The following is a 21,284-nucleotide window of genomic DNA, read 5'->3' on the forward strand; positions in this document are numbered from 1 at the left end:
GACATCCGGGGACCCTATGAGGGAACCTCGACAAGTTGGATATGGGGTACGCAATGCTTCGCAAAGCGGTGCAGTTTCTAAAGCAGGTTCGCGACGATGCGCGTGGCAATGTGCTCGTGCTCGTGGCCGCTTCGCTTGTTCCCATGGTCGGCACCATGGGGCTTGCCGTCGACGCAGCCCAGTGGATCAGCTGGCGCCGCGATCTCCACAGCGCCGCCGACGCGGGCGCGATGGCTGGCGCGCTTGCCATGAAGAATGGCGAAGACGTGAAGACCGTCGTCACCAAGGTGCTGGGCGAAAACTACCAGCACATCTACACTATCGACGCGATCGAAACGCCGCCCACTGCCGGTGACTTCGCAGGCGACAACAGCATGGTCCGCGTCGTGCTCAGCACTTCGCGCGAATTGCCGTTCTCCAGCCTGTTCCTGGCGAACGCCCCGACGATCAGCGTCGAGGCCGTTGCGCAGTCGAGCTCGGAAGTCCCGAACTGCATGATCGCGCTCGATACGAGCGGCACAGGACTGACGATATCCGGATCGGCGAGTGTGGACATGAACTGCGGTCTGGCATCGAACTCGAACTTCGACGCGACAACGTCGGATCATATCCGCGCAGGCGCGCTGTCCGCAGTAGGCTCAGTGAACGCTGGGGGTTCGATCACGACCGACACGGCAGTCCACAACGGTATTTCGCCTGTTAAGGATCCGTTTGATGGAATTATTTTTGATCCCTCGATTTCATCGTGCAACCCAGAACAGCGAATAAAGAATACGACCATACTGGGACCAGGATGCTATGAAGGGATCACGATCAACGCCAAGCAATCCCTGACGCTTTTACCCGGCACATATTATATCGGAAGCGGCGGCCTGACGGTGAACGGACAAGCCACTCTCGAAGGCAATGGCGTCACGATCGTGTTTACGAGTACCTCGATTCCGTTCAACGACAAGAAGGTTGGGACGTTCACCGGAAACGGTACTGCAGAAATCAAACTGAGTGCTCCGGACACCGGTCCTTACGAGGGTGTCGTCATCCATCAGGATAGCCGTACGCCCCCGGGAACGTCGATGTTCATTACGGGTGACAACGGCTCGATTTTCGACGGTTCGATCTACGCGCCGTCGACTACGGTGGGCTTCAGCGGAAACTCCGGCATGAATACGGACTGCCTGCAGATCGTTAGTCAGTTCATCACCTTCACCGGCAACACCAAGGTTGTGAACCGCTGCCGCGCCGGTCGCGGTGTGGCCTCCTTCTTCGGCGATGATGTCCTGAGGTTGCGCAAATGATCTCCAGCATTTCGAAACTCGCCCGCAGCACGCGCGGAAATGCGACTATCGAGGTCGCCTTGGTCATGCCGCTTGTGCTGGCTATGGCTCTCGGCGGCATCGATTTTGCCATGGGCTATCGCCACAAGATCGAAATGCAGCAAACTGCCCAACTTGGCGCGGAATATGTGATGGGCACCCTTGAGGATGTTCCGCCTGATCCGATCGTAGCAAAGGCAATTAGTGACGCAACGGGCATGCCCGGTGGCGCAATCAAGGTTCAGACCCGGATCGAGTGCGATGGAAACAAGCAGACCATCGGCGCTCCGTTTTGCGTCAATCCCACAGCCGTCGAAACGAAATACATGACGATCACGGTCACCGAGGATTGGGAACCGATGCTCAACATCAAGGGCATCGCGGATTACGCCACCAAGCAGACGCATGTCGGCTCGGTTACGATAAGGACGAAATGATGCTGAAAAGGATCAAGACCTTCCTGCGCGACAACCGCGGAACTGCCGCCGTCGAGTTCGCACTCGTACTGCCGCTGACCGTGACGATGCTACTCGGCACGCTCAACATGAGCATCTACCTGTTCTTCCAGAACTCGCTTTCCTCGGCGCTCGACGAGGCATCGAGGGCGGTTTCCGTCTGGCCGGTGCCGTCCGATGCCGAATTGCAGACCGAATTCACCGATCACCTGCTCAGCGCACAGCAGTTCGGGAATGCCCAGCTCGCCATCACGCATGGTACGGATGTGTCCGGCAGGGACTATGTCGATCTGGAAGCGACCGGCGGTATCTACGTGAACCTCGTCTTCGTCGACCTGGGCACCATTCCGGTTCGCCTGACGAAGCGGTCGTACCCGCAGCTCTGACGACCATCGAGCACAGTGGGTAAGGGCGCGTCTTGCGCCCGACCTACATGTTCGTCATGGCGAGGGCATGGTCGATACAGCCCAAACGCGCCAACAGGAGCTTGCGGAGGAAGTTCAGCTAGCCCTTGCTTATGCACGCCCGGCTGACAGACTCCTATTGAGGTCCATGTTCGAACTGGACCGACGGCTCGCGGGCGTTGTGGCCACAAGCAGCGAGACCGTTATCGGCCAGATGCGGCTTGCCTGGTGGAGGGATCTTCTCGCCAAGCCGGAGGGCGAAAGGCCCTTGGGCGAACCCTTGGTCACGAGCATTAGTGATGCCTGGGGCGAGCAAGCGGCAGCGCTCACAGAGCTTGTCGATGGCTGGGAAGCGCTACTGGTTGCAGAAGCCCTCGACCCCGAGGCCCTGGATCAGTTCTGTAAAGGACGTGCCAGTGCATGGAGTGCGGCTGTTCGCGGACTAGGCTTTGCCGAAGCCGAGCAACAGAAAGCGCGCCGTGCCGGCTATCGATGGGCGTTGGCAGATCTGGCTGCGCATCTATCCGACGAGCACGAACGCAGACTGGTCCTCAGCCATGCGGACACAATTCCGGGACATCGGGCGATGCAGCGCCGCGCGCGCCCACTGGCGATCCTGTCAGGACTTGCCAAACGCTCGCTAGTTCTGGGAGGCAAGCCTCTGCTCGAGGGGCGGGGGGCAGCACTACTGGCCTTGCGCATAGGGATTTCCGGACGCTAGACAGTGACTTAACGCAAATCTGGGGGCGCAGGGATGAAGCATGCAATTACCGGGGCCTTGGTTACGCTCGCCGCGATGGGCCTGGGACTTTTCTGGTATCAGGGCAGGGCAGAAGTAGAAGAAGCCGCGCCCCCGCCAGACCTTTCCTCGCTCCTGATCGAAGATGCCTCACCCGAGGGACTGCCGATTGCCGATGCAGCCGACATGATCGGCCCAACCCCGCCGGAAGCCAGCGAATTGACCAAGGAACAGCAACGCTTCTTCCGCTACGACCGGGACCGGGACTGGCGCATTTCGCGCACGGAGATGCTGTCCACCCGCAGTGCCGCGTTCAGGAAATTGGACAAGGACGGCAATAACCTGCTGACCTTCGAGGAATGGGCCGTAACTACGGTCGACAAGTTCGAGGGTGCCGACGCCAATGGCGACAACGAGCTGACCCCGGGCGAGTTTGCCACAACGCGGCCGAAACCCAAGAAACGGAAGGCGCGCTGCGCCTGCTGATCAGGCAGGCACAGCGTCCAGGCTGGCGATCCATTCGCCCATCTCGGCCTTGGCACGTGAGGTATAGGCTTCCTTGCGCTGCTTCTTCTTCACATCGTGTAGCGGCGGGAAGAGCCCGAAATTGACGTTCATGGGCTGGAACGTGTCGGCTTCAGCATCGCCGGTAATGTGGCTGAGCAACGCCCCGAAGGCGGTGGTACGCGGAGGCGCGGTCCATTCCGCACCGTTGAGTTCGGCCGCTGCCATCATGCCGGCCATCAGGCCGACGGCCGAACTTTCGACATAGCCTTCGCAGCCGGTGATCTGGCCAGCGAAGCGAATATGTTCGGCTCCGCGCAGGCGCAGCTGTCGGTCAAGCACCAGCGGCGAATTGATGAAGGTGTTGCGATGCAGGCCGCCAAGACGCGCAAATTCGGCATTTTCCAGCCCCGGAATGGTGCGGAACAGTTCCACCTGCGCTCCGTATTTCAGCTTCGTCTGGAAGCCGACCATGTTCCATAGCGTGCCGAGCTTGTTGTCCTGGCGCAGCTGCACCACCGCATAGGGCCAGCGCCCCTGCGGATGTTCTTCCGTGGTGTCATAAGGATTGTCCAACCCGACACCCTTCATCGGCCCGTAGCGCAGCGTTTCCACACCACGCGCGGCCATGACCTCGATCGGCATACAGCCATCGAAATAAGGCGTGTCGGCTTCCCACTCGCGGAACTCTGTTTTCTCGCCGTCCATCAGGCCCTGGTGAAACGCGAGATACTGTTCCTTCGTCATCGGGCAATTGATGTAATCGCCATCCGCGTTAGAGGCCTCGGTCCGCTTGTTCCAGCGGCTCTGGATCCAGCATTTCGACATATCGATGCTGTCCCGGTGGACGATGGGCGCGATGGCATCAAAGAACGCAAGACGGTCCTGCCCGGTCGCTCCGACGATGCTCTCGGCTAGCGATTGCGCGGTGAGGGGGCCTGTCGCGACGATGGTCGAGCCGGCAGCGGGGAGGGCATCGACGCGTTCGCGTACCACGGTGACATTCGGGTGTTCGTCGAGCGTGCGCTGCACTTCTGCCGAGAAGACGTCACGGTCGACCGCCATGGCGCTTCCCGCAGGAACCCGCGCGACTTCGCCCGCACGCATGACGATGCTGTCGAGCCTGCGCATCTCGTCGTGCAGCAGGCCGACCGCGTTCTTGTCACTGTCGTCCGAACGAAAGCTGTTGGAGCAGACGAGTTCTGCCAGCCCGTCGGTCTGGTGGGCAGCGGTCATGTCCCCGCTGCCGCGCATTTCGGACAGGCGCACCTTGAAACCGCGCCGCGCCAATTGCCATGCCGCCTCGCTGCCCGCGAGACCACCGCCGATAATCTGGATGTCGTGTGTCATTGCGATGCGCACCTAGTGCTTGCACATGCCCTCTATCAAGGCTTACCGACCGGCTAAGAGGGAAATCCATGCCAAAACGCGCCTTATCCGAACATCGTCCATACTTGCTTGCGAGCCTGATCGCGGCAATCAGCTTTTACTTCGTGGAAGATGATCCCATCGGCGGCATTTGGTTGATGGGGTGGAAAGCCGCAGGCGTTGGCTTCCTCGCGATTTATGCGGCGCATCGGGGGAAGGGCTTCGACGCATGGCTTATCGCAGCCGTAATGGCCTTCGGAGCGATGGGTGATGCAATGATTATGGTCAGCTTCCTGATCGGAGGCGGGCTCTTCGCCATCGGCCACCTGATCGCAGTTTGGCTATATCTTCGGCATCGGCGCGCGGCGACAACCGGAAGCCAAAAAGCGACAGGGTTAGCCTTGTTGATCTTGACCTCGATCCTTGCCGCACTAATCACCTATCCACTTCCAAATTGGCAACTTGCGGCAGGTTACAGTTTCCTTGTCGGGGCCATGGCGGCGGCAGCCTGGACCAGTAATTTCCCGCGCTACCGAGTGGGTGCGGGCGCGGTGTTGTTCGTCGTCTCCGATTTGATCATCTTCAGTCGGGAAGCGGGCAGGGTACCCTATGAGGTCGCGGAATGGCTCATCTGGCCGCTATATTACGGCGGGCAATTCCTGATCGCGACCGGTGTGGTTCAGACCTTGCGGCATCCGGAGCTTAGGGCCGCAAAAGCCTAAGGCTGCCACGCCGCGATGGTCGTGCGGTGCAATTCGCGCCGCTGTCCCTCGTAACCGCCGGTTGCCTTGTGCAGCACGGCACGATTGTCCCACATGACAAGCATTTCGGGCTCCCACTTGTGACGATAGACGAATTCGTCGCGCGACTGCCACTCGGCAAGTTCGGCCAAGAGGGTAATCGCTTCTGCCTGCTCCATTCCCTCGATGCCGATGATGTATCCCAGCGTTGAGTAGAGGCACTCCTGACCCGTTTCCGGGTGTTGCTGGACCAGAGGATGCGTCCTGGTTTCTCGCGCGCTCTCATTGGGGCGGATCGCCATCGATCGGCCCAGATCCCTCTCCCCGTATGTTCCCTCGGGAGCATAGGCGAGTTGGGCACTGTGAATGGCCGTCAGGTCTCTCAGGAAATCCTTCCGGTCATCGGAAAGCGCCTCGAAGGCGGCTTGCTGGTCCGCGAACAGGGTGTCGCCGCCGGTCGATGGTATGTCGACGGCAAGGAGACACGTCCCAGCAGGCGGATGTTCGAGAAAACTCCAGTCGCTATGCCAGTTTTCCGCGAATAACGGACTGGTTTCATCTGCCTCGCGCAGGATCGCGGCGATGTTCTTGCGGCCCTCGATGGGATCGAAGAAGGGGTCTTCTCCGAATCCGCCCATGGCGATGGTGAACCGTTCCAGATCGTCGTCGCCCATGGTCTGGCCGGGAAAAGCCAGCACCTTGTGCTCGAGCCAAAGCTCGCGAATCCGTTGTATGTCTGTTGCGGAAAGTTCGCGGGACAAGTCGACGCCGGTTACCCTGGCGCCGAACGGCCCTTCGCTTCTTTCCGCAGTGATCGTCACCCGCCGGGCTCGCCTTCGATATTCTTGTCGGAATGGGCAGTGGTGTAAGGTTCGGTCGTCTTCGCGGCATTGTCCGCGATTTCTTCCGCGATAGCCTCTTCCGCCTCGTTCTCCGGTTCTTCCGTTTCGTCGATCAAAGCCGCACCGACGATCTTCTCGCCCTTGGCGACATCGAAGATGCGGACACCCGAAGACCCGCGACCGGAGATGGAGAAGCCCTTGTGATCTTCGAACCCGTTGGGGATCTCGTGACGGAAATCGATTGGCAGGCGGATCAGCTTGGCCTGGTCGGTAACAAGCATAAGCTGTGCGCCGTGCCTGACGGGGAAGCTGCCGACTACGGGGCCGTTACGCTCCGGATTGCTGTCGGGCGTCCCAATGTTCGTCAGACCCTGACCACCGCGCCCGATGGTGCGATATTCGTAAGCCGAGGTGATCTTGCCATAGCCGTTGGCGGTGAGGGTGAGGATGAACTCCTCCTCCTCTTCCATCGAGGCGACGGTATCGGCATCGAGCGTATGGACCGCGTCGTTGTTCTTCCAATGGGCGGCGCGAAGATAGGCCTCGCGGGTTTCCATGTCGGCGGTAAGCGGATCGAGAACCGCCATCGAAACGACCTTGGCGTCGTTCTTCAGCGTCATGCCGCGCACGCCGATGCCCGTCCGGCTCTTCGTTTCGCGCGCATCGGTGGCGGCAAAGCGGATTGCCTTACCGGAATCCGATGCGAGGAAGACTTCCTGGTTTTCGTTCAGCAGTTCGACCCCGATCAGGCGATCCCCGCTGCCTTCCACGAAGCCCATCGCATACTTGCCGTTGCTCGGTACGTTGGTGAAAGCATCCATCGAGTTACGGCGGACCATGCCCTGTTCCGTCGCAAAGACAATGTTGAGCTTGGACCATTCGGCTTCATTCTCGGGCAGGGCGAGCACGTTGGTCACCCGCTCCTCGTCGCCGAGCGGCAGGAGGTTGACCATTGGCCGACCCTTGGTCTGGGGGCTGCCTTCGGGCAGTTTCCAGACCTTCATGCGATAAACGCGACCCGTATTCGTGAAGAAAAGCACAGGGTTATGCGTCGAAGTGACGAACATTTCGACGACTGCATCCTCGTCCTTCGTCGCCATTCCGGAGCGGCCCTTGCCACCGCGTGCCTGCGCACGGAAAGCTTCGAGAGGTGTACGCTTGATGTACCCGCCATGCGTGACCGTGACGACCATCTCCTCGCGCTCGATGAGATCCTCGTCCTCGATGCCGTCCCATGCAGGTGCGATCTCGGTGACGCGAGGCGTGGCGTAGGTCGCGCGGATCTCGTCCAGTTCTTCGCGCATGACGCCATAAAGCTTCACGCGGTCGGCAAGGATCGAAAGATACTCTTCGATGGCGATCGAGAGTTCCTTGAGCTCGTCACCGATCTCGTCGCGGCCGAGCGCAGTCAGGCGGTGGAGCCTCAGGTCGAGGATCGCCTTCACCTGCCGTTCGGACAGGCGATAGGTTCCGCCGTCCTGTTCGTCGGTCGGTTCGATCGCTTCGACCAGCGCGATATACTGGCCGATGTCGCCGATCGGCCATTCCTTCGCCAGCAGCTTGCCGCGTGCTTCCGCCGGGTTGGAGGAGCCGCGGATCATCGCGACCACTTCGTCGAGGTTGGAAACCGCGACCACCAGGCCGAGCAAAATGTGGGCCCGTTCACGCGCCTTGTTCAGCTCGAACTTGGTGCGGCGTGTGATGACTTCTTCACGGAAGGTGATGAAAGCCTGGATGAATTCACGCAGCGTAAGGACTTCCGGTCGTCCGCCGCGAATGGCGAGCATATTGGCCGGGAAGCTGGCTTGTGCCGGCGTGTAGCGCCAGATCTGGTTGAGCACGACTTCGGGCGAAGCATCACGCTTGAGATCCACGACCACGCGCACGCCTTCGCGGCTCGATTCGTCGCGGATGTCCGAGATGCCTTCGATCCGCTTGTCCTTTGCGGCCTCTGCGATCTTTTCGACGAGGGCGTTCTTCCCGACCTGGTAAGGAATGGCGGTGAGGACGATCGACTGGCGATCCTTCGCCTTGGTTTCCACCTCGTGGCGGGCCCGCATCAGGATCGAACCGCGACCCGTGGTGTAGGCAGCACGTGCGCCGCTCTTGCCGAGGATCAGCGGGGCGGTCGGAAAGTCGGGGCCCGGGATGATCTCGAACAGTTCTTCGCTCGTGATGGCCGGGTTGTCGATATAGGCGAGGCAGCCGTCGATCACTTCGCCGAGGTTGTGCGGCGGGATATTGGTCGCCATGCCGACCGCGATACCGCCGGCGCCATTGACCAGCAGGTTCGGGAAGCGGGCGGGGAGCACGGTCGGCTCCTGCCGCGAACCGTCGTAGTTGTCGGTGAAATCGACCGTATCCTTGTCGAGATCGTCGAGCAGGGAATTGGCGACACGCGCCAGCCTTGCCTCGGTGTAACGCATGGACGCAGGCGGATCCGGGTCCATCGAACCGAAGTTGCCTTGGCCATCGACCAAGGGAACCCTCAGCGACCAATCCTGCGTCATGCGGGCCAGCGCATCGTAGATCGCAGCGTCGCCGTGCGGGTGATAGTTACCCATCACGTCACCGACGATCTTCGCGCTCTTGCGATAGGGCCTGCCGGCGACGAAGCCGCCTTCCTGGCTGGCGAAGAGGATACGGCGATGGACCGGTTTCAGCCCGTCCCGAACGTCGGGCAGGGCGCGGCTGACGATGACGCTCATCGCGTAATCGAGATAGCTGGTCTTCATCTCATCAACGATGTCGATGCGGGTGTATTCGGAGCCCGGAGCCGGGTTTTCCATCAATTCGGTTTCGTCAGACAAAACGCTGTGTTTCCATGATCTGCGATCGAGGGATCAGTTCAAGCCGCCACCTTAGGGGAAGCGGCGGAATCATGCCAATTTCGAAGGGGAAAACGGGGCCGGAATCGGCGCTTTTTCCACATATGTCTTGAGGCCTCTCGCATCGGTTTGCTGAATGGCCGGTCAGGGCGTCATTCAATGTCCATTCAGCGCGAAATCCCTACAAGATTTGCAATGAGAGCGTTAAAAGGCCAATTGCCGCACCGTTGAGTGAATTCGGCGCCCCCGCGCTCATTCCCCCTATCCACTCTTGGGAGTTACATATGATTTTCACCCGTCTTTCCAAGGCTTCGAGCACGTCGTCTGCGCTCGCCCTTGCTCTTGTCCTCGGTGCCACCGGAACAGCCGCGACGGTTGCTCTGGAGCAGCCCGCCTTCGCCCAGAAAAAGAAGAAGAAGGATGAGAAGGCCGACGCGAAGAAGTATTCCGACGGCTTTATCGCAGTCTATCAGCCGATCGCCGCGCAGGTAAACGGCGATGCGCCCGACTGGAATGCGATTGCGGCACAGCGTCCGGCAGTGGTAGCCGCTGTAGAAACCGATGACGACCGCATGATCGCGGGCAACCTCATCTACAGCATGGGCAGCAACCTCGAGAACCGCGAACTCCAGCTCGAAGGCGTCGAGCTGATGCTCGCAAGCGGCAAGGTCGCGCCCGAATCCCTCGGCCAGTACAACCTGCTCGCGGGCCAGCTCGCCTACAATTTCGACCAGTATCCCAAGGCGCGTACCTACCTGATGAAGGCGGTCGAGCTTGGTGCGATCGAAAGTCAGCCCGAAGGCCTGATCGCGGAATCCTATTTCAGCGAAGAAAACTACAAGGCGGGCCTCGACTATCTGGCCTCCGCCATCGCCGCGCGTGAAGCCGCCGGCGAGCCGGTCAACGAGCAGTGGGTCCGTCGCGGCCTGCAGATGTCCTACAACAACCAGATGAAGGCCGAGCTGAATGACTTCGCTCAGCTTTTCATCAAGCATTTCCCGACCCAGCAGAACTGGGGCGAGGTCGTTGCAATCACCGCCTATGGTGGCGGTTGGCAGAACCCGGAAATCCTCGACCTCATGCGCCTGGCGCGTGATGCCGACGCCCTGCGCGATGAACGCATGTACGCCGACTACATCGACAGCGCCGATTATCGCCGTCTCCCCGGTGAAGTCGCTGCCGTGATCAACGAAGGCTACACCAAGGGTACGCTGAAGCGCACCGATACCTATGTCTCGGAAATCTTCGGTATGGCTACCGATCGTGCCAAGACCGACCGCGCCGATCTTTCGGGTATCCTGACCGGTGCGCGCGGAGCTTCCGACCTTCGCACCGTTATGACCGGCGCCGACCTCGCGCTCAGCTATGGCGATTATGCAGCTGCTGAAACGCTTTACACGAAGGCCCTGGGCCTTGGCGGCGTCAATTCCGATCTCGCTCACACGCGTCTCGGTATCGCGCAGCTGGAGCAGGGCAAGAGTGCGGAAGCTATTGAGAGCTTCAACGCCGTTGCAGGCCAGCGTGCTGCGATTGCCAAGCTGTGGGCGATCTATGCCGAACAGCAGGGCGGCATGTAAGATTGCAATCTTCTGATTGAGGAGCGGCGCGGATCCCACACGGGGTTCGCGCCGTTTTCCTATCTAGCGCAGACGCTTGACCCAGACCGTGTTGTCGCGGCGTTCTACCTTGAATTGCTCGATAGCCTCGAACAGGTCCGACAGTCGCTTGAAACCGTAGTTACGCACATCGAAGCTGGACCGGTTGCCCGCGATCTGGCCGACCTCTCCCATTTGGGCGAAACCCTCGTCGTCTCGGCGGGCGGCTTTCCATGCCGTGCCGAGCAGTTCGACCAGCTCTTCATCGATGCTGCCCTTGCTCTTCTTACCGTTCTGCTTGGGAGCATCCGCCTCGTCCGAAGCGCCTTTGATGAGGGCGTCGATATCGATGAAGCGGGTGCAGGCGCTCTTGAAGGCATCCGGGGTCTTGTTCTTGCTCCCGAAGCCGTAGACGAGCAGTCCGTCCTGCCTGAGGCGGGTCGCGAGCGGCGTGAAATCGCTATCGGAACTCATGATCCCGAAGCCGTCGACCTTCCCTTGATAAAGGAGGTCTATCGCATCGATCGTCATTGCCATGTCGGTGGCATTCTTGCCCGCTGTCATATCGAATTGCTGGTAGGGCAGGATGCCGTATTTGTGGCTGAGCGGACCCCAATTTGCCAGGTTCGGCTTGGTGAAATTGCCATAAGCCCGCTTGATGTTGACCTGCCCCAGTTCTGCCATGACAGTCAGGACCGGATCGATCCCCTTGGGCGAAGTATTGTCCGCATCGATCAGCAGCGCGATGTTTTGCAGCGGTTTTTCAGGCATGAAAGCTCAATCGGTTCCGAATGGGGAGGGGCGGCTTACTCCGCTGCGGTGAATTCGCCAGTGTCGGGATCCAGCAAGCGCAGGATGCCATCGGAAATGGCGAAATGCGCGCCTCTCAGCGAGAGCGCGCCGCTGTTTACCTTCTCGTCGACATAGGGGAAGGTCATGAGGTTTTGCAGGCTGATCTTCACTGCGGCCAGCTCCATGGCGAGTTCCGCCTCGCGGCCGGTCGTACCAAGCTTGTCGGCAATCGGGCCGCGAACATCATCGAGCATATCGACCCAGTGCGCCACGAAGCCGCCTTCGCCGATTTCATTGCCGTGCAGGTCTTGCGTGAGGGCGGCCTGGCAGCCCCCGCACAAGCCGTGGCCCATCACGACGATTTCTTTCACCTTGAGGAACTGGACGGCGAACTCGACTGCCGCAGAAACGCCGTGTCGGCCCGGCGTGGTTTCGAACGGCGGAACCAGCGCTGCGACATTGCGCAAAACGAAAATTTCGCCGGGCGCAACGTCGAGAATTTGGGCAGGATCGACCCTGCTGTCGGAACAGGAAATCACCATCACCTGCGGGGATTGCCCTTCGGCCAACTGCGCCCAGCGTTCGCGCTGCTCCTGCCAGTCGGAGCTGCGGAAATGGCGGTAGCCGTCGAGCATCTGGTCGAAAGTCTTCATGGCTGGCGTAGCTGCCTTCAAATCGAACCGGAGGCAAGAGCACGAATCGCTTGCCGGATAAGACATACCCAAGGTTGCGGGATACCCTCTTCGCGACTAGATGGGCGGCGCAATGAACGACCTTTCCTCCGCTCCCGCCCCCGAAGACGAACGCCCGCGCAAGCAGCGCAAGCCGGACTGGATCCGGGTGAAGGCACCCGTAAGCAAGGGCTATCAGGAAACGCGCAAGCTGATGCGGGACCTGAAGCTCAACACCGTGTGCGAAGAAGCGGCCTGTCCCAATATCGGCGAATGCTGGGACAAGAAGCACGCAACGGTCATGATCCTTGGCGATGTGTGCACGAGGGCATGCGCGTTCTGCAACGTCAAGACCGGCATGCCGCGCCTCGTCGATCCGATGGAGCCGGAGAATGTCGCGATTGCAGCAGGCCAGATGGGTTTGCAGCACATCGTGATCACCAGCGTCGACCGCGACGATCTTCCCGATGGCGGTGCCGGTCAGTTCGTGAAGGTGATCAAGGCCCTGCGCCGCGAGACGCCCGACACCACGATCGAAATCCTCACGCCCGATTTCCGTGGCAAGATGCGCGCGGCGGTAGAGGCAATCTGCGAAGCGGGTCCCGACGTCTACAACCACAATCTGGAAACCGTGCCGCGTCTCTACCCGACGATCCGGCCTGGCGCGCGCTACTATGCCTCACTTCGGTTGCTGGAGGAGGTGAAGTCGCACGATCCGATGATCTTCACCAAGTCCGGCATCATGCTCGGCCTCGGCGAACAGCGTCTCGAAGTGCACCAGGTGATGGACGACATGCGTAGCGCCGACGTCGATTTCATCACCATGGGCCAGTACCTCCAGCCAACGCCGCGCCACGCCAAGGTGGAAGATTTCGTCACGCCGAAGGCATTCGCAGCATATGGCTCGATTGCGCGTGCGAAGGGCTTCCTGCAGGTCGCCTCGAGCCCGCTGACGCGCTCGAGCTATCACGCGGGCGACGATTTTGCGCAGATGCGGGCGGCGCGCGAGGCCAAGCTTGCGAAGGAGCAGGCGAGGGCGTCCGCCTGATGCCAGGCATCTCGGAGACCCGGCGGCTACCCTATAGCTGCGAGCAGATGTTCGACCTTGTTGCGGACGTCGGCAGCTATTCCAAATTCCTGCCCTGGGTCGTCGCGACGCGGGTGCGCAGCGATAGCGAGACCGAAATGGTCGCCGACATGCTGGTCGGGTTCAAGGCTATCCGCGAAAAGTTCACCTCCCGCGTGGTGAAGAGCCGACCCGATTTCATCGAGGTTTTCTACGTCGACGGTCCGCTCAAGGATCTCGACAACAAGTGGACGTTCCGCTGCCTGCCCGATGGCGGTTGCGAAATCGATTTCTGCGTCGATTTCAGTTTCCGCAATTCAGTCTTCGAAGCGTTGGCAGGCCAGTATTTCGACCGCGCATTCCGCAAGATGGTCGAAGCCTTCGAAAAGCGCGCCGACGATCTTTACGGCCGCGAAAATGCCGCAGCTAACCTTTAGGGCAGCAGCAGGTCCAGCGCGCAGAGTGTTGCTTCCTTGCGGATGTCGGCACGCGATGCCGGCTCGAAGCGTTTCAACTCGCCTTCCGGTTCACCCTCATCGCCGCGCACGACCTTAGCAAAGACCACCGTTCCAACCGGTTTGAGCTGCGTTCCCCCGCCGGGACCCGCCACGCCGCTGATGGCCACGGCGACATCCGCATTGCTGCGTGCAAGCGCGCCTTTCGCCATGGCCCAGGCACAGGCGATCGAGACAGCTCCGAAGGTTTCGATGATGTCGAGCGATACGTCGAGCATCTCCATCTTCGATTCGTTGGAATAGGTCACGAACCCGCGGTCGAGCACTGCCGAAGAGCCGGGGATTTCGGTCAATGCGCCCGCGACAAGCCCGCCCGTGCAGCTTTCCGCCAGAACGACCTTGCGTCCGATAGCCGAATTCTCCTCGATCACGCGCTTCGCAAGATCGTCGATTTCCTGGGGGAGTAGGGTGTGGAGCGTCATGCTCACCTCTTGAAATAGTTGCGGATCACCGTGGCGATAGCCTGCGCCGCGATACCTTCGCCGCGGCCCGTGAACCCGAGCCTTTCGGTGGTGGTCGCCTTCACCGATATGCTGTCGATGTCAACGCCAGCGAGTTCTGCAATCCGCGCCCGCATTGCTTCGCGATGGGGGCCAATCTTGGGTTCCTCGCAGATAAGAGTGAGATCGATATTGCCGACCCGGTATCCAGCCTCGCCCACCAGTTTGACAGCGTGGAGCAGGAACTTGTCGCTGCTGGCACCCTTCCATTGCGGATCGCTCGGCGGAAAATGGTCGCCGATGTCGCCGCGGGCAACCGCGCCTAGGAGCGCATCGACAACAGTATGGAGAGCGACGTCGGCATCGCTATGGCCGGACAGGCCCTTGTCGTGCTCGATCCGAATGCCGCCGAGCCACAATTCCTCGCCAGCGACAAGGCGATGCACGTCGAAGCCCATTCCAGTCCTTACGTCCGGGGTCTGGCTCACGAAATCCTCCGCAAATGTCAGTTTCTTCAGGCGCTCGTCACCGTCCACCAGCGCCACTTCGCCGCCGTGTGCGCGCAGGACCTGCGCATCGTCGCCGGCATCTTGTCCGCCGGTCCACGCCTTATGCGCATCGCGGATCGCGGCGAAGCGAAAGGCCTGCGGTGTCTGGACGCGCCGCAAGACGTCCCGGTCTGCAGCCCCGCTCATTACGCCATCGGTGTCGATCGCGAGGCTATCGACGACGGGCAGGGTCGGTATTGCACCTTGGTGTCGATCCAGCGCCGTTAGCAAATCGGCGATCACGGCACGGGGCACGTCGGGACGCGCAGCATCGTGGATCAGGACGAATTCGGCCGCGTCGATAGTGCTTAGCGCTTTCGCCACCGACTCCTGCCGCGTAGCGCCTCCCTCTACCAGGCAAACATCCAGTCCCACCAAGGCCTCACGAGCGAGTTCTTCGCCGCCCGGCGGGATAGCGACGATCACCCGACTGGCACCCGCGCCAATCAGGGCCTCGACCGAGTGCCGCACTAAGGACTTCCCGCGCCAGATAGCGAACTGTTTCGGAAGCGGCTGGCCGGCGCGCACGCCCTTGCCGGCAGCGACGACGATCGCGGCGAAGGTGGGGAGGGGAGGATGGTCTGCCATCGCCTTGCCCGCTAGCCGCTTGCCGTTTTCGCTGCAACGCACTATGTGCCTGCCCAATAATTAGGCACACGCGGAAATCATGAGCGCCCACCCCAAACCGCCCGTAGCACCCACGCCGATCGACATCGGCAATGTCCGGATCGACACGCCTGTCATTCTGGCACCGATGACGGGTGTCACCGACCTGCCCTTCCGCAAGATGGTGCGGCGCTATGGCTCGGGCCTCAACGTGACCGAAATGATCGCGAGCGAGGCAGCCATCCGCGAAACCCGCCAGTCCGTCCAGAAGGCCGCGTGGGACCCAACGGAAGAGCCCGTCTCGATGCAGCTTGTCGGCTGCGACCCGTCCAGCATGGCCGAAGCGGCCAAGCTGCAGGAAGGAAACGGCGCCGAGATCATCGACATCAATTTCGGCTGTCCGGTCCGCAAGGTCGTCGGGCAGCTCGCCGGATCGGCTCTGATGCGCGAAGTCGGCCTTGCGACAAAGCTGATGGAAGCGACGGTCAAGGCGGTGAACGTGCCGGTGACCGTGAAGATGCGGATGGGTTGGGACCATGCCGACCTCAACGCCCCCGAACTGGCGCACATTGCCGAAGATCTCGGTGTGAAGATGGTCACCGTCCACGGCCGCACGCGCAACCAGATGTACAAGGGAAGCGCAGACTGGGCCTTCGTTCGCAAGGTCAAGGAAGCGGTTTCCATCCCGGTAATCGTGAACGGCGATATCTGCACCGTCGACGATGCCGCCAAGGCACTCGACCAGTCGGGGGCCGACGGCCTGATGATCGGCCGCGGCGCCTATGGTAAGCCCTGGCTGCTTTCGCAGGTCATGCATTGGTGGCGCACCGGAGACGTTCTCGAAAGCCCGACCTTCGACGAACAGTATGAAGTGGTGGTCGAGCATTACCGCGATATGCTGGAATTGTACGGCGAAGACGTCGGCGTGAAGATCGCACGCAAACACCTCGGCTGGTACACCAAGGGGATGCACGGCTCCGCAGAGTTCCGCAATCGCGTGAATTTCATCGACCAAGCCCCTGTTGTCCTTGATGAACTTGAGCGGTTCTATGAACCGTTCCTCAAGCGGCGAGCAGCGTGAGCGAAGCGCCCTCGGCGTCGGTACAGCTTGCGGGAATGGTCTTTGCCGTCCTGCTGGTCGATCCGGAAGGGCTTGTGCACGAAGCCAACCCCCCTGCGGAAGAATTGCTAGGCAGGAGCGCGCGGCGGATCATCGGCTGCAGGCTTCTCGACCTGATGAGCATTGCTCCCGAGCGAGTGGAAAAGTCGCTCCTCGAGACCGACACGCAGCTGATCGCGCGCGGCCTGACGGTCAGCGCAGCGGGTCGTGACCATCTCGTCAATCTGAGTTGTTCGCCTTTGCATGCCCATCCGGGTTGGCGTGTCATCACCGTTTCCGAAGCGGGGCAGGGTGGCAACGAGAACGAGGATGAAGACCGCACCGAGCTTCGTGCGCCTGCGGTATTGGCACACGAGATCAAGAACCCGCTTTCGGCAATACGCGGCGCAAGCCAGCTCCTGGCCAAACGGGCGAGCGAGCGGGACAAGCCCCTGGCGACCATGATCGAGGGCGAGGTTGCCCGTATCGCCGAACTGATCGACCGCATGCAGCAACTGGGAAGCTCCAATCCTGTAGAGACCGAACCTTGCAATTTGCACGAAGCCATTCGCGGTGCGATGGCCACGGTAAGGGCAGGGCGGAAGAACGCCTGCGAGCTGGTGGAGGAATTCGACCCCTCGCTTCCGCAGGTCCAGGCGGATCGCGGCGCTCTGGAACAAGTGCTCATCAACCTCCTCGCGAATGCCTGCGATGCGAGTGTCGGCGTCGAAGATGCCCGTGTCGTGGTGCGTACCCGCTTCGTTAGCGGGCTGGTCTTTTCCGCCATCAGGCTGGGCAAGCCGGTTCGCCTGCCGGTGGAAATCACCGTCACCGACATGGGCAGGGGCGTGCCGCCGGAATTGCGCGATCAGATCTTCGAGCCCTTCGTGTCGGGAAAATCGCAGGGGCAGGGCCTTGGCCTCGCCCTCGTCCGCAAGCTGTTGCGCGATATGGGCGGCAGGGTCGCCCATGAACGCGACGAACGCGCCGGCCTGACCCATTTTCGCATAAACCTGCCTGTTGCGCAGAAGGAAGGCTGATCCATGACGAACCGCGTCCTCCTCGTCGAAGACGATCGCGCGATCGCAACCGTCATTACCGAGGCTCTCAGGGATGAAGGCTTCGACGTCACGGCGTGCAGCAGTGTCAGCAAGCGTGACGCCTTGCTCGCAGATTACGGGTTTGACGTCATGTTGACTGACGTCATGCTGGAAGACGGCGATGGCCTGGCGTCGATCGCCAATGTCCACGAAGCCGCTCCGAACATGCCGGTCATCGTTCTTTCCGCGCAGAACACGCTGGATACGGCGGTGAGGGCGAGCGACAGTCACGCCTTCGAATACTTCCCCAAACCCTTCGACCTCGACGAACTCACCCATGCCGTTCGCCAGGCCACAAAGCGATCTGCTGAAAGTGCTGAGAGCATCGATGGGGAACGCGAAGGCTCTCTACCTCTCATTGGGCGCAGCAAGGCCATGCAGGACGTCTATCGGATGATCACGCGGGTGCTGCGCAACGATCTCTCGGTGCTTGTCACAGGTGAAAGCGGCACCGGCAAGGAATTGGTGGCAGAGGCAATCCACGAACTCGGATCGCGGCGCACCGGCCCGTTCATCGCCGTCAACATGGCCGCCATCCCGCACGACCTCCTAGAAAGCGAATTGTTCGGGCACGAACGCGGGGCATTCACCGGTGCGGTGTCCCAGCAGATCGGCAAGTTCGAACAGGCGAACGGCGGCACGCTGTTCCTCGATGAAATCGGTGACATGCCCGCCGAGGCACAGACGCGCCTGTTGAGGGCGCTCCAGTCAGGCAAAATTCGCCGCGTCGGCGGGCGCCAGGAGATCGGTGTCGACGTCAGGATCATCGCAGCGACAAACAAGGATCTCGGCCCGATGATTGAGAACGGATCCTTCCGCGAGGATCTCTACTATCGCCTCAACGTGGTCCCTATCCATCTGCCGCCATTGCGCGAACGCCGCGAAGATGTCGGCGCCTTGGTCAAGCACTTCCTCGGACAGGCGGTTGCAGAAGGGCTGCCCAACCACCGCATTTCCGATGCCGCCATCAAGCGTTTGGAAGCGCAGCGATGGAAGGGCAACGTGCGCGAATTGCGTAACGTGGTCTTCCGCCTCGCGTTGACTGCACGCGAAGACGTTATCGATGCGGATACGGTGGACGACGCTCTGCCGGCCACTCAGGAAATGGCAATCGGCAGCGAAACGCCCTTCGAGATCGCATTGCAGGCCTGGCTGTCAGGAAGCTCCAGCGCGCCCGGCGTCCTTTATCACACTGCGCTCGCCGCGTTTGAGAAGCCGCTATTCGAACATGCCCTGCGCGAAACCGAAGGAAACCAGCTGCGTGCTGCGCAGCTTTTGGGGATAAACCGCAACACCCTTCGGAAACGGTTAAGCGACCTAGAAATAGAGCCTGAGCGCTACGTCCGACGACGTTGATGTTCATTTCGTCGTTTTTGACCTTGCATATTTGCAACAGAGGTGTCGTAAACAGGCCACGATGGCGACTTTAGCCGGTTCTACGCAGAAGCGCACTCCGCGCTGGTGGCGACGTTTTGTCGTCGCGTCCCGGCGCGCCAACCTGTTCTCCCTGGTCGAAATCATGGCGGTGGCGATCTTTGCCATCATGGTTGCCACTACGTGGGCTGCATTCACGAGGGCGCCTCCGACGGGCGAGCTCCTGCCGAGCCGTCAGGTCGCGGTGTTGCTTATCGGGACGCTTATCCCCGCAATGGCCCTGCTGGTCCTTGCGGGACGCCGGCTTGCCTTGCGCAGGGCTGCGGGAAGCACTGCGCGCTTGCATGTGCGGCTCGTGTTTTTCTTCTCGATGATTGCCGCCGTACCGACGCTGCTGGTGTCTGCATTCGCTGCGGTGTTGTTCCAGTCGGGCGTCGATTTCTGGTTCTCCGACAACTCGCGCGGGCTGATGGAGAACGCGAACCAGCTGGCGGAAGTCTATTATGAGGACAACCAGCTCGATCTCGGGCAGGAAACCATCTCCATGGCGATGGACATGCGCTCGATCCTGCAGCAAGTTTCGATTACCGATCCGGATTTCCAGCTGGCTTACCGTTACCAGGCGGAACCGCGTGACGTCATCGAGAGCGCGATCATGCAGGCCATGCCCGACGGGACCTCGCGCGTTGCCGTGGTCTACGGCATCAACCAGGCAAGCGATCCTGTAAGTTTCACCGAAGAAAGCCTGCGGGCGCTTCGTGGAGGCGAGCCGGTGGCGATCAAGGGCAGCCCCGAACGCATCGAGGCCATAGCGCCCATTGACCGGACCGCCGGTATCTATCTCTACACCGCGCGTAACGCCGAAGCGGCCAGCTTCCGCAGTTGGGAAAGCGCACGTTCTATCTCGACGGCCTATGAAGAACTGACCAAGCGGGCGAGGGCGCTGCAGCTGCGCTTCAACCTCGCGCTGTTCTTCGTCAGCCTCGCCCTTGTCGGACTGGCGGTCTGGTTTGCCCTGCGTTTCGCCGATCGGCAGGTCGAGCCGCTGACCGACCTGGTGGCGGCGGCGCGCAAGGTCGGCGCAGGCAACTTTGCACTTCGTGTCGAAGGCCGCACGGGAGCCGACGAAATCGGACTGCTGAACCGCGCCTTCAACCGCATGACCGCGCAGATCGAGAAGCAGACTGATGCGCTTGTCGGCGCGAACGAGGAACTGGAGGACCGCCGCAGCTTCATCGAGGCGGTGCTGGAATCGGTGAGTGCCGGGGTCATCACCATCGACGGCAAGCGCCGCGTCCTCCTGATGAACGCCCCGGCCCAGAACATGTTGCTCGAAGGCGGGGAGGGCAGCGAGCACCCCGAAACGCTCGACGCCATGGTCCCGCAGATCGCGGTCCTCGTCGAGGCGGGCCTCGATCGCGGCGTGGTCAGCCATTCGCGCCATGGCGAATTGATGACGCTGGCTGTGCGCCTCGTTCCGGAAGGCGACGGGCATGTCATCACCTTCGAAGACATCACACGCCAGCTTCTCGACCAGCGCCAAGCAGCCTGGTCGGATGTCGCGCGCAGGATTGCGCACGAAATCAAGAACCCGCTGACCCCGATCCAGCTGGCGACCGAGCGGCTCAAGCGCCGCTATCGCAAGCAGATCGAGCAGGATGGCGAGCTGTTCGACGAATTGACCAATACGATTGTCCGGCAGGTCGGCGAATTGCGCACAATGGTGGACGAGTTCTCGTCCTTTGCGCGGCTTCCGAAACCGGTTTTCCGGCAGGAAGACATTCTCGATCTCGTGCGGCAGTCGATGTTCCTCCAGGAGGTGGCTAACCCCCAGGTCAATTACGGACTGACGACTGAGATCGACGGCCCCCTGATGGTCGAAGCGGATCGCCACCAGCTGGGTCAGGCCGTCACGAATATTCTCAAGAATGCCGCCGAGGCGATCGAGGCCCGCGCCGCGAACGCGGAACCTGACTATCGAGGCCGCATCGGCGTCGAAGTGGCAGAAGATGCCAAGTTCATCGTGATTGCGATCAGCGACAACGGGATCGGCTTGCCGCAGGACCGGGAACGGATCGTCGAACCCTATGTGACAACCCGAGAGAAGGGCACCGGGCTCGGCCTCGCGATCGTCAACAAGATCGTCGAAGAGCACGGCGGCGAAATGAACTTCTCTTCGATCGAAGAAGGCGGAACGCGGGTCACCCTCAAGATTGCGCGGGATCCGCACCGCGGCCCTGGCATGGGCGAAGAGCGTCCGAATACCGAGAAAGCAGGAAGATAAG

The 21,284-nt window shown here is 61.1% G+C and carries 20 protein-coding genes; 13 read left to right on the forward strand and 7 right to left on the reverse strand.

Features of this window, described 5'->3' with window-relative positions; genetic code table 11:
- Positions 1–53 precede the first annotated feature (53 nt).
- The 5 genes from LCM24_RS12795 to LCM24_RS12815 all read left to right on the forward strand — a co-directional run bounded on the left by LCM24_RS12795 (position 54) and on the right by LCM24_RS12815 (position 3,397).
- Positions 54–1,295 (forward strand): pilus assembly protein TadG-related protein, encoded by a 1,242-nt coding sequence (locus LCM24_RS12795; protein ID WP_224804867.1) that lies wholly within the window; start codon positions 54–56, stop codon positions 1,293–1,295.
- Positions 1,292–1,750, forward strand: coding sequence for a TadE/TadG family type IV pilus assembly protein (locus LCM24_RS12800; RefSeq protein WP_224804869.1), 459 nt, complete (start codon positions 1,292–1,294; stop codon positions 1,748–1,750). Before LCM24_RS12795 ends, LCM24_RS12800 begins: the two co-directional genes overlap by 4 nt.
- On the forward strand, positions 1,750–2,154 hold the full coding sequence (locus tag LCM24_RS12805) for a TadE/TadG family type IV pilus assembly protein (protein ID WP_160594923.1): 405 nt from the start codon (positions 1,750–1,752) through the stop codon (positions 2,152–2,154). Before LCM24_RS12800 ends, LCM24_RS12805 begins: the two co-directional genes overlap by 1 nt.
- A gap of 166 nt (positions 2,155–2,320) precedes the next feature.
- Complete coding sequence (locus LCM24_RS12810) at positions 2,321–2,893, forward strand: hypothetical protein (RefSeq protein ID WP_224804871.1); 573 nt, start codon at positions 2,321–2,323, stop codon at positions 2,891–2,893.
- A 33-nt stretch (positions 2,894–2,926) separates the two neighbouring features.
- A complete protein-coding gene (locus LCM24_RS12815) occupies positions 2,927–3,397 on the forward strand; it encodes an EF-hand domain-containing protein (RefSeq protein ID WP_224804873.1) in 471 nt (156 codons plus the stop codon).
- On the opposite strand, the gene trmFO is transcribed toward LCM24_RS12815, so the two are convergent.
- On the reverse strand, positions 3,398–4,765 hold the full coding sequence (trmFO, locus tag LCM24_RS12820; protein WP_224804875.1) for a methylenetetrahydrofolate--tRNA-(uracil(54)-C(5))-methyltransferase (FADH(2)-oxidizing) TrmFO: 1,368 nt from the start codon (positions 4,763–4,765) through the stop codon (positions 3,398–3,400). It lies immediately after the preceding gene.
- A 68-nt stretch (positions 4,766–4,833) separates the two neighbouring features.
- On the opposite strand from trmFO, the gene LCM24_RS12825 reads away from it, so the two are divergent.
- Positions 4,834–5,505: a lysoplasmalogenase gene (locus LCM24_RS12825; RefSeq protein ID WP_224804877.1), complete on the forward strand. Its 672-nt coding sequence runs from the start codon at positions 4,834–4,836 to the stop codon at positions 5,503–5,505.
- Here LCM24_RS12825 and LCM24_RS12830 read toward each other — a convergent pair.
- Positions 5,502–6,344 (reverse strand): TauD/TfdA dioxygenase family protein, encoded by an 843-nt coding sequence (locus LCM24_RS12830; protein WP_224804879.1) that lies wholly within the window; start codon positions 6,342–6,344, stop codon positions 5,502–5,504. The genes LCM24_RS12825 and LCM24_RS12830 overlap by 4 nt on opposite strands.
- The gene (gene gyrA, locus LCM24_RS12835) at positions 6,341–9,175 is read right to left on the reverse strand and encodes a DNA gyrase subunit A (protein WP_224804881.1); all 2,835 of its coding nucleotides are present in this window, start codon (positions 9,173–9,175) and stop codon (positions 6,341–6,343) included. Before gyrA ends, LCM24_RS12830 begins: the two co-directional genes overlap by 4 nt.
- A 302-nt stretch (positions 9,176–9,477) precedes the next feature.
- Here gyrA and LCM24_RS12840 point away from each other — a divergent pair, with 302 nt between their 5' ends.
- The gene (locus LCM24_RS12840; protein ID WP_224804883.1) at positions 9,478–10,770 is read left to right on the forward strand and encodes a hypothetical protein; all 1,293 of its coding nucleotides are present in this window, start codon (positions 9,478–9,480) and stop codon (positions 10,768–10,770) included.
- A gap of 63 nt (positions 10,771–10,833) precedes the next feature.
- Here LCM24_RS12840 and LCM24_RS12845 read toward each other — a convergent pair whose 3' ends face one another.
- Positions 10,834–11,559, reverse strand: a complete 726-nt coding sequence (locus tag LCM24_RS12845) for an NYN domain-containing protein (RefSeq protein WP_090479185.1) — start codon at positions 11,557–11,559, stop codon at positions 10,834–10,836.
- A 35-nt stretch (positions 11,560–11,594) separates the two neighbouring features.
- Positions 11,595–12,233, reverse strand: coding sequence for a carbonic anhydrase (locus LCM24_RS12850; RefSeq protein WP_224804885.1), 639 nt, complete (start codon positions 12,231–12,233; stop codon positions 11,595–11,597).
- A gap of 112 nt (positions 12,234–12,345) precedes the next feature.
- Between LCM24_RS12850 and lipA the strand changes: the two genes are divergently transcribed.
- Both lipA and LCM24_RS12860 read left to right on the forward strand, forming a co-directional pair.
- A complete protein-coding gene (lipA, locus tag LCM24_RS12855; protein WP_224804887.1) occupies positions 12,346–13,299 on the forward strand; it encodes a lipoyl synthase in 954 nt (317 codons plus the stop codon).
- On the forward strand, positions 13,299–13,754 hold the full coding sequence (locus LCM24_RS12860) for a type II toxin-antitoxin system RatA family toxin (RefSeq protein ID WP_090479179.1): 456 nt from the start codon (positions 13,299–13,301) through the stop codon (positions 13,752–13,754). The genes lipA and LCM24_RS12860 overlap by 1 nt, the downstream gene beginning before the upstream one ends.
- Here the strand turns inward: LCM24_RS12860 and LCM24_RS12865 are convergent.
- Both LCM24_RS12865 and LCM24_RS12870 read right to left on the reverse strand, forming a co-directional pair.
- A complete protein-coding gene (locus LCM24_RS12865) occupies positions 13,751–14,254 on the reverse strand; it encodes a CinA family protein (RefSeq protein WP_224804889.1) in 504 nt (167 codons plus the stop codon). The two genes, LCM24_RS12860 and LCM24_RS12865, sit on opposite strands and share 4 nt — an antisense overlap.
- A gap of 2 nt (positions 14,255–14,256) precedes the next feature.
- Entirely contained in the window at positions 14,257–15,408 is a 1,152-nt protein-coding gene (locus tag LCM24_RS12870; protein WP_224804891.1) for a bifunctional 2-C-methyl-D-erythritol 4-phosphate cytidylyltransferase/2-C-methyl-D-erythritol 2,4-cyclodiphosphate synthase, read from the reverse strand.
- Between the two features lie 79 nt (positions 15,409–15,487).
- On the opposite strand from LCM24_RS12870, the gene dusB reads away from it, so the two are divergent.
- The 4 genes from dusB (at position 15,488) to LCM24_RS12890 (ending at position 21,283) form a co-directional block, all read left to right on the forward strand.
- On the forward strand, positions 15,488–16,507 hold the full coding sequence (gene dusB, locus LCM24_RS12875) for a tRNA dihydrouridine synthase DusB (RefSeq protein WP_224804893.1): 1,020 nt from the start codon (positions 15,488–15,490) through the stop codon (positions 16,505–16,507).
- Positions 16,504–17,565: a two-component system sensor histidine kinase NtrB gene (locus LCM24_RS12880; RefSeq protein WP_224804896.1), complete on the forward strand. Its 1,062-nt coding sequence runs from the start codon at positions 16,504–16,506 to the stop codon at positions 17,563–17,565. The genes dusB and LCM24_RS12880 overlap by 4 nt, the downstream gene beginning before the upstream one ends.
- Before the next feature lie 3 nt (positions 17,566–17,568).
- Positions 17,569–18,981, forward strand: coding sequence for a nitrogen regulation protein NR(I) (gene ntrC, locus LCM24_RS12885; RefSeq protein WP_224804898.1), 1,413 nt, complete (start codon positions 17,569–17,571; stop codon positions 18,979–18,981).
- A 61-nt stretch (positions 18,982–19,042) separates the two neighbouring features.
- On the forward strand, positions 19,043–21,283 hold the full coding sequence (locus tag LCM24_RS12890) for an ATP-binding protein (RefSeq protein ID WP_090479167.1): 2,241 nt from the start codon (positions 19,043–19,045) through the stop codon (positions 21,281–21,283).
- The last annotated feature ends 1 nt before the right edge of the window (position 21,284 follow it).

This window comes from Qipengyuania aquimaris (assembly GCF_020171965.1).
Classification (GTDB): Bacteria; Pseudomonadota; Alphaproteobacteria; order Sphingomonadales; family Sphingomonadaceae; genus Qipengyuania; species Qipengyuania aquimaris_A.